Origin of the sequence: Oceanicola sp. D3 (assembly GCF_006351965.1) — a bacterium.
Taxonomy (GTDB): domain Bacteria; phylum Pseudomonadota; class Alphaproteobacteria; order Rhodobacterales; family Rhodobacteraceae; genus Vannielia.
The window spans coordinates 843,183-855,024 of record NZ_CP040932.1 but is presented as its reverse complement, the minus strand read 5'-3'; the positions used below and the strand labels follow the sequence as shown (position 1 = coordinate 855,024).

14 protein-coding genes are annotated in these 11,842 nt (G+C 65.3%); 4 read left to right on the top strand and 10 right to left on the bottom strand.

Annotated features, from left to right (window positions below; all coding sequences use genetic code 11):
* The first annotated feature begins 43 nt into the window (after positions 1-43).
* Together FHY55_RS04475 and FHY55_RS04470 are read left to right on the top strand one after the other, a co-directional pair.
* Positions 44-1,324 carry a flavin-dependent oxidoreductase gene (locus FHY55_RS04475; RefSeq protein ID WP_140013041.1) on the top strand — a complete coding sequence of 427 codons (1,281 nt, stop codon included), beginning with the start codon at positions 44-46 and terminating at the stop codon, positions 1,322-1,324.
* Positions 1,325-1,434: 110 nt separating this feature from the next.
* The gene (locus FHY55_RS04470; RefSeq protein WP_140013040.1) at positions 1,435-2,100 is read left to right on the top strand and encodes a GntR family transcriptional regulator; all 666 of its coding nucleotides are present in this window, start codon (positions 1,435-1,437) and stop codon (positions 2,098-2,100) included.
* A 103-nt stretch (positions 2,101-2,203) separates the two neighbouring features.
* On the opposite strand, the gene FHY55_RS04465 is transcribed toward FHY55_RS04470, so the two are convergent.
* From FHY55_RS04465 to FHY55_RS04445, 5 genes are all read right to left on the bottom strand, one after another.
* Positions 2,204-2,596, bottom strand: coding sequence for a GNAT family N-acetyltransferase (locus tag FHY55_RS04465; protein ID WP_140015998.1), 393 nt, complete (start codon positions 2,594-2,596; stop codon positions 2,204-2,206).
* A 50-nt stretch (positions 2,597-2,646) separates the two neighbouring features.
* A complete protein-coding gene (locus FHY55_RS04460) occupies positions 2,647-3,297 on the bottom strand; it encodes a phosphoribosylanthranilate isomerase (protein WP_140013039.1) in 651 nt (216 codons plus the stop codon).
* 1 nt (position 3,298) lies between these two features.
* Positions 3,299-3,658: a LapA family protein gene (locus FHY55_RS04455; RefSeq protein WP_371707340.1), complete on the bottom strand. Its 360-nt coding sequence runs from the start codon at positions 3,656-3,658 to the stop codon at positions 3,299-3,301.
* Between the two features lie 9 nt (positions 3,659-3,667).
* Positions 3,668-3,949 (bottom strand): integration host factor subunit beta, encoded by a 282-nt coding sequence (gene ihfB, locus FHY55_RS04450; RefSeq protein WP_140013038.1) that lies wholly within the window; start codon positions 3,947-3,949, stop codon positions 3,668-3,670.
* A gap of 219 nt (positions 3,950-4,168) precedes the next feature.
* Complete coding sequence (locus FHY55_RS04445) at positions 4,169-5,386, bottom strand: MFS transporter (RefSeq protein ID WP_140013037.1); 1,218 nt, start codon at positions 5,384-5,386, stop codon at positions 4,169-4,171.
* Positions 5,387-5,602: 216 nt separating this feature from the next.
* Between FHY55_RS04445 and FHY55_RS04440 the strand changes: the two genes are divergently transcribed.
* Complete coding sequence (locus FHY55_RS04440) at positions 5,603-6,031, top strand: GNAT family N-acetyltransferase (RefSeq protein WP_140013036.1); 429 nt, start codon at positions 5,603-5,605, stop codon at positions 6,029-6,031.
* Positions 6,032-6,206: 175 nt separating this feature from the next.
* Here FHY55_RS04440 and FHY55_RS04435 read toward each other — a convergent pair whose 3' ends face one another.
* The gene (locus tag FHY55_RS04435; RefSeq protein WP_140013035.1) at positions 6,207-7,079 is read right to left on the bottom strand and encodes a hypothetical protein; all 873 of its coding nucleotides are present in this window, start codon (positions 7,077-7,079) and stop codon (positions 6,207-6,209) included.
* A 78-nt stretch (positions 7,080-7,157) separates the two neighbouring features.
* A complete protein-coding gene (gene rpsA / locus FHY55_RS04430) occupies positions 7,158-8,837 on the bottom strand; it encodes a 30S ribosomal protein S1 (protein WP_140013034.1) in 1,680 nt (559 codons plus the stop codon).
* A 244-nt stretch (positions 8,838-9,081) separates the two neighbouring features.
* Here rpsA and FHY55_RS04425 point away from each other — a divergent pair, with 244 nt between their 5' ends.
* Positions 9,082-9,966 carry an alpha/beta fold hydrolase gene (locus FHY55_RS04425; protein WP_140013033.1) on the top strand — a complete coding sequence of 295 codons (885 nt, stop codon included), beginning with the start codon at positions 9,082-9,084 and terminating at the stop codon, positions 9,964-9,966.
* Here the strand turns inward: FHY55_RS04425 and FHY55_RS04420 are convergent.
* The 3 genes from FHY55_RS04420 to FHY55_RS04410 all read right to left on the bottom strand — a co-directional run bounded on the left by FHY55_RS04420 (position 9,963) and on the right by FHY55_RS04410 (position 11,815).
* Positions 9,963-10,454, bottom strand: coding sequence for a BLUF domain-containing protein (locus FHY55_RS04420; protein WP_140013032.1), 492 nt, complete (start codon positions 10,452-10,454; stop codon positions 9,963-9,965). The genes FHY55_RS04425 and FHY55_RS04420 overlap by 4 nt on opposite strands.
* Positions 10,455-10,765: 311 nt before the next feature.
* Complete coding sequence (gene cmk, locus FHY55_RS04415; protein ID WP_140013031.1) at positions 10,766-11,377, bottom strand: (d)CMP kinase; 612 nt, start codon at positions 11,375-11,377, stop codon at positions 10,766-10,768.
* A gap of 66 nt (positions 11,378-11,443) precedes the next feature.
* Positions 11,444-11,815 carry a GFA family protein gene (locus tag FHY55_RS04410; protein WP_254695415.1) on the bottom strand — a complete coding sequence of 124 codons (372 nt, stop codon included), beginning with the start codon at positions 11,813-11,815 and terminating at the stop codon, positions 11,444-11,446.
* Between the last annotated feature and the right edge of the window lie 27 nt (positions 11,816-11,842).

Below are 11,842 nucleotides of genomic sequence, written 5' to 3'. Positions count from 1 at the left end.
CCCACCTGCTAAAACCCCGCGACCCCGGGAGGAGACCACAGGCATGACACATCCCCACGTTCTCATCGCAGGCGGCGGCATCGGCGGGCTGGCCACCGCGCTGACCCTGCACCAGATCGGCGTGCCCTGCACCGTCTTCGAAAGCTCCCGCGAGCTGAAGCCGCTGGGCGTGGGCATCAACCTTCAGCCCAACGCGGTGCGCGAACTCTACGATCTCGGCATCGGCGCAGAGCAGCTCGATACTGTCGGCCTGCCCGCGCGCGAATGGGCCCTTGTCGGGCTGAACGGCAACGATATCTACGCCGAACCGCGCGGCACCGACGCTGGCTACCACTGGCCGCAATATGCCGCCCACCGGGGTGGCTTCCACATGCTGCTGGCCAACACCTTCATGGCCCGCGCCGGGGCGGAGGCGCTGCAAACCGGCACCCGCGTCACCGGCTACACCCGCACCGAAAATGGCGTGACCGCCCAGCTCGAACATGTCGATAACACCACCTCCGAAGCCACCGGCACGCTGCTGATCGGGGCCGATGGCATCCACTCGGCGATCCGCGCGCAAATGCACCCCGAACAGCCCTCGATCCACTGGGGCGGCGCGCTGATGTGGCGCGGCACCACGCTGGCCAAACCCATCCGCACCGGCTCTTCCTTCATCGGGCTCGGCACGCACCGCCAGCGCATGGTGATCTACCCGATCTCCCACCCCGATCCCGAAACCGGCCTCGCCCTCGTCAACTGGATCGCCGAAGTCACCTTCGACGAGGCCGAGGCGCGCAAATCCGGCTGGTTCCGCCCCGCGCCCATCTCTGACTTCCTCCACCACTTCGAAGACTGGCGCTACGACTGGCTCGATGTGCCCGCCCTCATCTCCGGCGCCGACACCGCCTATGAAAACCCGATGATCGACCGTGACCCGGTGGAAACCTGGGTCGACGGCCCGGTGGCGCTGATGGGCGACGCCGCCCACGCCATGTATCCCACCGGCTCCAACGGCGCATCGCAAGCCGTGGTCGACGCCCGCGAGATCGGCGCGGCGATGCTGGAGCACGGCGTCACACCGCAGGCGCTTGCGGCCTATAACGACAAGCTCTGCGGCCCGATCTCCGAGGTGATCCTGCGCAACCGCGGCGCCGGGCCCTTCGGCCTGCTGAACATGGTGAACGACCGCTGCGGTGGCACCTTCGATGATATCGACACGGTGATCCCACCCGCCGAGCGCGCCGAGTTCATGGCTCGCTACCAATCCGCCGCCGGTTTCGCCCGTGACGCGCTCAACGCCGCGCCGCCCACCATCGCGCCCGGGGCCCGTCTCCCGGCCTGAGGCAAAAAATCGACAATCCGGGTTTGCACGATACTTCAGGGCACCATCGTTGATCGGCCTCGGCCAGCCTGCTAGCCTTTCCCAAAATCCGGGCCCCTCATGACCATGCAATGAACATCGCACAGGAAACCCTTTCCGACCGGGCCCACGCCTTGCTGCGGGGAGATATCGTCTCGGGTCGCCTCGCGCCCGAAACCCGCCTGCGCATCGCCCAGCTCTCCGAAAGTTACAGCATCGGCGCAAGCCCCCTGCGCGAGGCGCTCTCCAAACTCTCGTCAGAGTTTCTCGTCATCTTCGAGCCACAGCGCGGCTTCTCCGTCGCCCCGGTCTCCGCCGACGAATTGCGCGACATCTCCCGCGTCCGCTGCGAGCTGGAAAGCGAGGCCCTGCACCGCGCGATCATGGCCGGCGATGAAGCCTGGGAAGCTGGGATCGTCTCGGCCAATTACGCCCTGAGCAAAGCCGACGCCCGCCGAAAATCCGGCGGCGAGGCCGATGCCCCGGATTGGGAAGACAGGAACCGCGCCTTCCACGAGGCCCTCGTCGCTGCCTGCGACAGTGTCTGGCTCAAACGCCTGCGCGGGCTGATCTACTACCAGCACGAACGTTACAGGCGCATCTCCCTGATTCACCCCGACCCGGCCCGCGACATTCAGGGCGAACACGCCGCCATCATGGAAGCCGCCCTCGCCCGCAACGTCCCTGAGGCCACTCGCCTGTCAAAGGCCCATATCGACCAAACAACCCAAGCCGTTCTCAAGGTCATCGACCCATAAGGCACCCGGCCCCGTAGGGTGGGCAATCTGCCCACCACCCCGGCCGATGCGCGCAGCAAAGAGGCCCTTCACCGAGCGCAGCGAGGCACCCCAGCGAACGGCCTCAAAGATATTTCTTGAATCCCAGATGGCTGGCCACAAACCCCAGCCCCTCGTAAAATCGTCGCGAGTCCACCCGCTCGGCATTCATGGTCAGCTGCACAAGGCTGCACCCCGCCGCCCGCGCCCGCGCTTCAACATCGGCAAACATCAGCGCGCCAATCCCCGATCCGCGCAGCGCACTCGATACCCGAACGCTCTCCACCTGCGCCCGCCGCGCCGCCGCCAGCGACAGGCCAGAAATGAAGGTCAGCTGATAGGTCGCCACCACCTCGCCATCGCGCTCGCCCACGATCACCCGGTTCGCGCCCTCTTCGGCCATCGCATCGAATGCAGCGTAATAGGGGCCAAGGTCTTCGCTCTCGCGGCCCTTGCCCAGCATGTCATCGGCCAGCATCGCCACCACGGCGGGCACATCCTCGCGCCGCGCTTCGCGAAAGCGCACCGTCACGCAGATACCCCGGCAACAGCCTCCATGAAGGCCCGGATCATTCCCGCGTCCTTCACCCCCTTCTCGCGCTCCACGCCAGATGAGAGGTCCACCTGCTGCGCGCCCGTGCGGGCCACCGCCTCGGCCACGTTGCCCGCATGCAGGCCGCCCGCCAGCAGCCACGGCACCGGCCAGCGCCGCCCGGCGATCAGGCGCCAGTCAAACGGCAGGCCATTGCCGCCCGGCAGCTCGTCGCCCGGCGCAGGCTTGGCATCTACCAGCAGCATGTCGGCCACTTGGCCATAGTCATCCAGCGCCGGCAGGTCGGCCTCTCCGGCCACGCCCACGGCCTTCATCACCGGCAAACCGTAGCGTGCACGCACCTCTGACACCCGGTCCGGACTCTCCTTGCCATGCAGCTGAATGATGTCCAGCGGCACCGCCTCCACGATCTCGTCCAGCAGATCGTCACCGGCATCCACCACCAGCCCCACCTTGGCCAGCCCCTCCGGCGCAGCCAGCGCCAACGCCCGCGCCTCGGCAGGGCTCACGTAACGCGGCGATGGTGGAAAGAAGTTCAAACCGGCATAAGCCGCCCCGGCCTCCGCCACGACGCGCATCTCCTCCGGGCGCTTCAGCCCGCAGATCTTTACCCGAATGTCATGCATCTCAGCTTGCCTTGCGGTCGTCCAGCAGCGCCAGAACTTCGTCCTGCTCCTGCCCGGTCTCGCGCTTCACCGCATCCAGCTCCCGCTTGGCCCGGCGTGCCTCCTTGGCTTGCCGCGCCGCTTCCGCCCGGTGCTTGTGCTCGCGGAACCACTCCCAAACGAAGCCCACCAGAATGCCCAGCGCGATCATCGCAAAGAGCGAAATGAAGAGCGGCAGCGTAATCTGATAAGGCAGCCCCAGCAGATCGGCCAGTTCGCCCGGCAACAGCTTGAGCGTCACCGGCTCGCGATTGGCGAGGGCAAGAGTGATGAGAACGATGGCGAGGAGGGCCAGAAAGCCCCAGCGGAGATAACGGATCATGCGGTCAGGTTACTTGCCGTTCAGCCGGTCGCGCAAGAGCTTCCCGGTCTTGAAGAAGGGCACATGCTTCTCTTCCACGTCCACAGCCTCCCCGGTGCGCGGATTACGGCCCACCCGGGCGTCACGCTTCTTCACCGAAAACGCCCCGAACCCGCGCAACTCCACGCGGTCACCCTCTGCCATCGCGCCGATGATCTCTTCGAAGATGGTGTTCACGATCCGCTCCACGTCGCGCTGATAGAGGTGCGGATTCTCGTCAGCGACTTTCTGAATCAATTCCGATCGGATCATGCTTCCCCCCTAAAGGACGCTTGTTCGGCCACGATTCCATGTCTGGCTTCTGGCTCGACTATAGGCACAAAAATCAGTGACCGAAACGGGGCGAATGCGTCATTTGATATCTTTTCCGCGCCCATGCTCCATTTTCCGCCTGAGAAACCAAGGCTTTGGCAGTGCAGAAAGCGCGCGCCGCCCGCGCCGCAGCGCAGCATCAGGCGAATCGGCAAGCGCTCAAAATCTCAGCTTCACCCAGCCATAGGCGGCCAGAGCAAGCATCGCCCCGCCGCCAATCAGGTAGGGCAGCCGCAGCGCCAGCTCCCGGCCCAGCCCGGGCTCGGCCAGCGCCACCAGCGCCCCGCCCGCCAATGCACCCAGCGGCATCATCCCCCAGCCGAAAAACCGATAAAGCGCGTTCACCCGCCCCAACAGGGCATCGGGGATAATCCGCTGCCGCCAGCTTACGGTGACGATGTTCCACAGAATCGCCGCCACCGCCTCCATGAACAGCGCCGCCCCGGCCAGCGCGGGCGCGGCCCCGAGACCGATCATGAAAAACGGCAGCGGCATCAGGCACAGCGCCAGCCGCAGCGTGCCAGTGGCCCCAAGGCGGGCAATCACCCGCGGGCCAAGCAACCCGCCCAGCACCGCCCCCGCCGCCCCGATCGCAAGCAGCAGCCCATGCCCGGCGGCGCTCAACCCGAGGATCTCCTGGCTCAACAGCACCAGCACCGTCAGCCACATCATGTTCAAAAAGTTGATCAGCCCCAGCATCACCGCGAGCCGAAACAGCAGCGCCCGGCCCCGCAGCCAACGCCAGCCCTCCGCCAGTTCCTCGCGCATCTGCCGCTTTTCAGGCACCGCCCGGCGCGGCACCGCAATGGCCCACACCAACCACGCCGCCAGCGCAAAACTCACCGCATCCAGCAGGAAGGGCGCGGGCACCGCCCAGGCAATCAGCAGCCCCGCCAGCGGCGGCCCCACGAAATGCCCAGCCACCTGCTCGGCGCTCCAAAGCTGCCCATTGGCCGCCTCAAGGTCACCCGGCTCCACCACCGCAGGCAAAAAGGTCTGCGCCGCATTGTCCCGCACCACCTCCGCCGTGCCGAGCAAAAAGGTCAGCGCCGCCAGCGCCACAACCGGCATCGCCCCGCCGCCTTCAGGCATCCGCAGCGCCAGCGCCACGATCCCGATGGTGAGCAACACCCGCAACACATCCGCCCGCACCATCAACGCACGCCGGTCGCCCCGGTCCACCACCGCGCCCGCCGGGATGGCAAACAGCATCCACGGCAGCGAGCCGGCAAAGGGCACCAGCGCAATCAGCATCGGGTCCCGCGTGAGCAGCGTCGCCAACCACGGTACCGCCAGCGCCGAAACCCCGTCCCCAAGGTTTGAAACCGAGGTGGCCGAAAACAGCAGGCGAAAGTTCCGGTTACGCGCAAGCAACATGCACGCAGCTATGCACATCCCCCAAGCGTGCACGAGCCTTTTTCAGATCACGCCAAGATGCTACCAAAACACATCAATGGAGATTTGATGCACTGATGCTTCAGAGGGCACCCCAGAGCGGTGCCACCCCGGGCCAAGCCCCACGCGCCACCCGCCAAACCGCGGGTGCTGGCGCTATGGCCCCCTGAAATCTCACACCATCAAGGGATCAAACCATTGATAAGGCCCTACAATCCCGGCGTCGATGACGACGCCATCGTGCGCATCTTCACCGAGGCCAGCCGCCTCGCTCATAGCTTTCTGGGAGAAGACTTCATCCTAAACGCCGCCGAAGACGTGCGCACCATCTACCTGCCCAACGCCCAAACCCATGTCTGGGACGAGGGCGGCGGCCCGCTCGGCTTCATCGCCCTCGTCGGCAGCGACGTCGGCGGCTTCTTCATGGACCCGGCCCATCGCGGCAAAGGCCATGGCCGGGCGCTGATGGACAACGCCCTGCACCGCGCCGGGCCGCTGGAGCTCGACGTGTTCCAGCGCAACGAAATCGGTCGCCGCTTCTACGCGCGCTACGGTTTCACATCGCTGGGCGAGCGCTTTGATGACCGCTTCGGCCAGCCGGTCCTCCGCCTGCGGTCACCGGGCTAACCAGCCCCATGGCGCCCACCCCACCGGTGGGCGCCACCCTGTTGCATTTTCTTGCTGAAAATATCCCACCCTGCCCCTTCAACGCAAACCACCGCCCAAGGCGGCGCGCACCCTCTGCCAAACAGGCGCGGGGGCGCGGGGTGGGCGGGCGGGAGCGCCCCCGCGCCGGTCCGCCTCAGAGCCGGCCCTGCAGGTTCTCCGGCAACTCGGGCTGGTCTTCCCCCCAAAACCACGCCCGCCACGCTGCCCCGGCCTCACTCGCGCCACCAAACTCCGCGCTTTGCACCCTGTAATCACCGGGCACGACCTCCTCGTTGCGCGCCGAGAAGGTGAACATCTCGCTGAAATCCGGCCAAACCGGCCCGAGCCAGGCGAGATGCGCCAGATAGCGCGGGAAATCGAGGTCAATCTCAATCCCCGCCTCCTCCCCCTCATGGTTCACATGCAGCATCGCCCCGTCATCAGTGCGTTGGTCAATTGCCAACCAGTCACCATTGGGGGCCGTCATCACCGGAAAGCCCGCCGCCATGACGCCCCGGATCACCGCATAATGCGACCGCGTCTCTGCATCCATCGTCGGATCGTCGGCATAAGCCTCCAGCCACCCCGCACGTCCCTGATGGGCCTGCCGAACCCCGTCCAGAGAAAACCGGAAACCGCCGGAGATTATATCAGGCCGATACCGCGCGCCCTCCGGATAGGTGCCGTCCGCGTTGGGCGTGTGCGACCACGACATGAACCTGTCAGGCGGCGTCACCGTGGTTTCCACCCTCTGCCCGTAGGAGGTGGGCACATGATGCCCGCGCAACACCCAAATCATCTCGATCCCGGCAGAGACCTCCCCCAACACTTCCCGCAGCCCCGGCGGCAGTGGCTCTCCAAGCTCGGCCTCCAGCGCGGCGAGCTGCGCCGCTGTGGCAGGCGGGTCAATCGTCACGCGCGGGCGCGTGGCCGCATTATCCCAGCTGCCCTGCACCCGCCGCGCCATCTCATCCGAGCGCAGCCGCGCCCCGAGCTCCAGCAAAAACCCTCTCAACACATGCGTCACCCGCACCTCCCGCGCAAAAGAAAAGGGGCCGCAGAGTTTCCCCCGCGGCCCCCAATATCAGGTCAGGTCGCCCTGCGCTCAGTCGTCTTGCTTGAGCGCGGCGCCCAGAATGTCGCCGAGCGAAGCACCGGAGTCCGACGAGCCATACTGCTCAACGGCTTCCTTCTCTTCGGCGATCTCGCGGGCCTTGATCGACAGGCCAAGACGGCGGGTCTTGCTGTCGACGTTGGTCACGCGCACGTCAACCTTGTCGCCCACGCCAAAGCGCTCAGGGCGCTGCTCGGCACGGTCGCGGCTGAGGTCGGAGCGGCGGATGAAGGACTTCATGCCCTCGTATTCCACCTCGATGCCGCCATCCTCGATCGCCGTGACTTCCACGGTGATGATCTGGCCACGCTTCACGCCACCAACGGCCTCGGCAAACTTGTCACCGCCCAGCGCCTTGATGGAGAGCGAGATGCGCTCCTTCTCAACGTCGGTCTCGGTAACCACAGCCTGAACGATGTCGTTCTTGTGGTAGTTCTGGATCGCATCCTCGCCACGCTCGTCCCAGCTGATATCGCTGAGGTGAACCATGCCGTCGATGTCGCCGGGCAGGCCGATGAACAGACCGAACTCGGTGATGTTCTTGACCTCGCCTTCCACTTCGGTGCCCTCGGGGTGCGTTTCTGCAAACACTTCCCACGGGTTGCGCATGGTCTGCTTGAGGCCAAGCGACACGCGACGCTTCGCGGTGTCGATCTCCAGCACCATGACTTCCACTTCCTGCGAGGTGGAAACGATCTTGCCGGGGTGCACGTTCTTCTTGGTCCAGCTCATCTCGGAAACGTGGACAAGACCTTCCACACCGGGCTCCAGCTCAACAAACGCACCGTAGTCGGTGATGTTGGTCACGCGGCCAGTGTGCACCGAGTCCAGCGGGAACTTGGCTTCCACGGCATCCCACGGATCGTCCTGCAGCTGCTTCATGCCGAGGCTGATGCGGTGAGTCTCTTTGTTGATCTTGATGACCTGCACCTTGATCGTCTCACCGATGGAGAGGATCTCGCTCGGGTGGTTGACCCGGCGCCATGCCATGTCGGTCACGTGCAGCAGGCCGTCAACGCCGCCGAGGTCAACAAACGCACCGTATTCGGTGATGTTCTTGACCACGCCGTCCACGGTGTCGCCCTCGGTCAGCTTGCCGATCACTTCGGCACGCTGCTCGGCGCGGGACTCTTCGAGGATCGCGCGGCGCGACACAACGATGTTGCCACGGCGACGGTCCATCTTGAGAATCTGGAACGGCTGCTTGAGGCCCATCAGCGGGCCGGCATCGCGCACGGGGCGCACATCAACCTGGGAGCCGGGCAGGAAGGCCACGGCGCCGCCGAGATCGACGGTAAAGCCACCCTTCACGCGGCCAAAGATTGCGCCTTCAACGCGCTCTTCGTCAGCATAGGCCTTCTCCAGACGGTCCCAAGCCTCTTCGCGGCGGGCCTTGTCACGGGAGATGCTGGCCTCGCCCCGGGCGTTCTCGACGCGATCAAGGAACACCTCGACCTCATCGCCAACAGCAATCTCGGGAGCTTCGCCGGGGTTGGCAAATTCTTTCAGTTCAACGCGGCCTTCCATCTTATAGCCAACGTCGATAATGGCCTGGCCCGCCTCAATGGCGATCACCTTGCCTTTGACAACAGAGCCCTCGTCGGGCGTGTCGATCTCGAAGCTTTCAGTCAGGAGGGCTTCGAATTCCTCCATGGATGCGTTTTGAGCCATGTGGCGTGTTTGTCCTTACTACTGGTTTCTGGCCGCGCGGTTGTCTCCGCCGGTCTTGGTTTGGTCTGTGCCGTTGGGGCGCTGCCGAAAAACAAAATCAGGGCCGGAAGTTCCCGACCCTGCCCGAGTTTTCCGCCAGCAGCTCTGACGGCGGCTTGACGAAGGCGCGTTTAGCCGCTCAAACGCCGCATGGCAAGGGGTTTCGCGGCTTTTCGGCGGTCCCGTGCCGCACTAATGTCCCCCCATGCGCGCCCTCCTCGCCTCTCTCCTCCTGCTCGCGGCCTGCGCCGCGCCGCCCACCCTGCCCTCGGGCGAAAGCCCGCTGGCCATCAACCCGGCCCGCGCCGCGCAGATCGAGGCCGCGCCGCGCCTGACCGTGATGATCCCCGGCGCGCTGGCCTCGGTCGATATCTTCGCGCCCACCAATCCCTGGGCAGCGCGGGGCCATGCGCTCGCCTACTACCGCTTCCCGGGGATGGATGGGCTTCCGCTGGACCACGTGCTTTCCATCGAAGCGGCAGCAAAAGAAATCGCCCGCTTCGCCCGCCGCTACCCCGACAAGAAACTCACGCTGGTGGGCTACTCCGCGGGCGGGGCCATTGCGCTGGAGGCCGCCGCCCTGCTCGCGCCCCGCCCCGTCACCGTCGCCGCCATCTCGCCCTCGCCCGAGCACGCGGGCGGGCTGCAAACCATCCTGCGCGGCGCGGGCGATGTCATCTCGGCGGCCACCCGCGCCGAGGCTTTCACCCGCAAGGCCATCTGGGACGAATATTGGAAAACCCTGCTCTATGGCCGCAAGAACCGCGCCGACCCGCGCTTCACCGACCGGATCGAAACCCTCTCCGCAGAGCACGCCCCCCAAATCGCCAACCCAAGCCCCGCCCTCGTGCGGGCACATTCCTCGGGATTGCGCCGGTGGCGGCTGTCAGAGGAGGCAGACCTGAGCCACGCCCGCATCGGCTTCTTCTTCGGCATGGAAGATCCGGTCTTCTCCACCCGCCAAACCGACGGGCTCCGCCGCCGCGCAGGCGGGGGCCGGCTCATCGGCTTTGCAGATGACGGGCATTTGCTGCTGCTGACGCGCAAAAGCCTCTTCGCCCATGTGCTGCGCTTCGTCGAAGAGGGCTAGCCGCGAAACTCCGCCAAACGCTTGATCCACGCGTCCATGCTCTCGTCGGGCTTGCGGCCATAGGGTGAGCTGCCGCCCCATTCCGTCTCGTTCTGCGCCTGCTCGACCATCGAAAGCCAAACCTCCCGCGCCTTGGCCGGGCTGATCTCGGGCCGGGTGCCATCGGTTTCGAGGGCAAGTCCCAGCATGTCTTCGGTGACATAGTTGTAGCCCATCGCCCAGTCGTTGAAGGGCGTCGGCGCATCGGTGTCTTCCGAAAGCAGCATCTCCACATCGCGGTGGCGCGGGTCTTGCCGGATGCGCTCCATCAGCGCCAGCAGCACCTCGCGCGGGCCGTGCAGCGCCTGAAAGAACTGCTCGCGCCCCCGCCACAAAAAGCCGGTAATCCCGGCCCGCCGGTTAAAGGTCAGCGCCTTCAGAAGAATATCGAGGTCGCTTTCGCCAAATTCTTCTTCAAGGGCGATCGAGCGGTACACAAGCTGGTGCATTCCAATCCTGTTCGTCTGGTAGGCCCGAGCCTGGGCAGGCACGGACCGATTCTCATGGCGCAAGCCCTTAAAAGTTTCCAAGTCGATGTAAAACGACAAGGCTGCCGCTGGCGCAAGATTGTTTTTAACATCTGGTGAACCGGCACGGCTATGCGCCCCGTTCCGGGCAAGTCGATTGTTGTATAGTGGTTAATCCGGAGTGCCCTATGTCATTTGACATGTGCATGGGTTGTGCATCACTTGTGCATAGGATGTTGCAAGGCGGAATCCCGCCTATCAAAAAACGCAACATCGGCATTAACTTTGATTTTTTACTTAATTTTCAAATGGATGCACGCTCGCGCCCGGTCAAGGGCCTCGGCGATGCTAAGCTCCGTTGTATCAAGCAGCACGGCATCCTCCGCCGCCACCATCGGCGCTGCATCCCGCCCCGCATCCCGCGCGTCCCGCGCCTTCACATCGGCCAATACCTGTGCCCGTGTCACCTCGTGCCCATTGGCCTCCAGCTCCAGAAAACGGCGTTCGGCGCGGGCCTCGGCACTGGCGGTGACAAAGAGTTTCACCTCCGCATCCGGGCAGATGACGGTGCCAATATCACGCCCGTCCAGCACCGCGCCGCCCTCGCGCCGGGCAAAATTGCGCTGAAATTCCAGCAGCTTCTCCCGCACCTCCGGCTCTGCGGCCACACGGCTCGCGGCCTGGGCCACCTCGGGCGTGCGCAGCGCCTCTTCCGGGCTCAGGTCTTCGGGCGTCAGCGCCTCGGCAGCCGCCACCGGCGCGGCACCGGCCAGCACCTTGGCCCCCACCGCACGGTAGAGCAGGCCGGTATCAAGATGGGCGAGGCCAAACTCGGCAGCGATGGCCTTCGAGATCGTCCCCTTCCCCGCCGCTGCGGGCCCGTCGATAGCTACGGTGATTTTCATGCGCCCCTCTTCGATGCATACGCGCGCCAGCTTAACGCTTCCTTTACCCTGCCCCAACAGGCCGGATCACTTCACCTGCGTCGTCAGTTCCGGATCAGCCCCCAGCACCTGCCGCTGGCCCTCACCAATCTCATAGTAATCGCCCTTGTCGGCGCAAAAGATATGCCCCTTGGTGGCAAGCCCCGTCGGCGCATCGAGCGTGCCCGCCATCACCGAGATATTCACCCCCGGCCCGTCCCAAAACAGCTGGCTTCCACAGGTCGGGCAAAAGCCACGGCGGGCGTCGCCGGAGGAGGCGAACCAACGTGGTTTTCCGGTGATTTCAAGGGCTTCTCGCGGAACCGAGGTCGCCGCCACATGGTGCCCGGTGGTCTTGCGGCACTGGCTACAGTGGCAGGCAATCACCGGTCTCCACGGCCCCTCAGAGGCATAGCGCACCGCACCGCAGTTGCACCGGCCCGTAAG

Coding starts and splice junctions, on each gene's coding strand:
- rpsA (WP_140013034.1), bottom strand. CDS start 8,837: ATGGCTCAAAACGCATCCATGGAGGAATTCGAAGCCCTCCTGACTGAA.
- FHY55_RS04460 (WP_140013039.1), bottom strand. CDS start 3,297: ATGCATGACATTCGGGTAAAGATCTGCGGGCTGAAGCGCCCGGAGGAG.
- FHY55_RS04465 (WP_140015998.1), bottom strand. CDS start 2,596: ATGCTGGCCGATGACATGCTGGGCAAGGGCCGCGAGAGCGAAGACCTT.
- FHY55_RS04420 (WP_140013032.1), bottom strand. CDS start 10,454: ATGCACCAGCTTGTGTACCGCTCGATCGCCCTTGAAGAAGAATTTGGC.
- cmk (WP_140013031.1), bottom strand. CDS start 11,377: ATGAAAATCACCGTAGCTATCGACGGGCCCGCAGCGGCGGGGAAGGGG.
- FHY55_RS04445 (WP_140013037.1), bottom strand. CDS start 5,386: ATGTTGCTTGCGCGTAACCGGAACTTTCGCCTGCTGTTTTCGGCCACC.
- FHY55_RS04425 (WP_140013033.1), top strand. CDS start 9,082: ATGCGCGCCCTCCTCGCCTCTCTCCTCCTGCTCGCGGCCTGCGCCGCG.
- ihfB (WP_140013038.1), bottom strand. CDS start 3,949: ATGATCCGATCGGAATTGATTCAGAAAGTCGCTGACGAGAATCCGCAC.
- FHY55_RS04455 (WP_371707340.1), bottom strand. CDS start 3,658: ATGATCCGTTATCTCCGCTGGGGCTTTCTGGCCCTCCTCGCCATCGTT.
- FHY55_RS04470 (WP_140013040.1), top strand. CDS start 1,435: ATGAACATCGCACAGGAAACCCTTTCCGACCGGGCCCACGCCTTGCTG.
- FHY55_RS04475 (WP_140013041.1), top strand. CDS start 44: ATGACACATCCCCACGTTCTCATCGCAGGCGGCGGCATCGGCGGGCTG.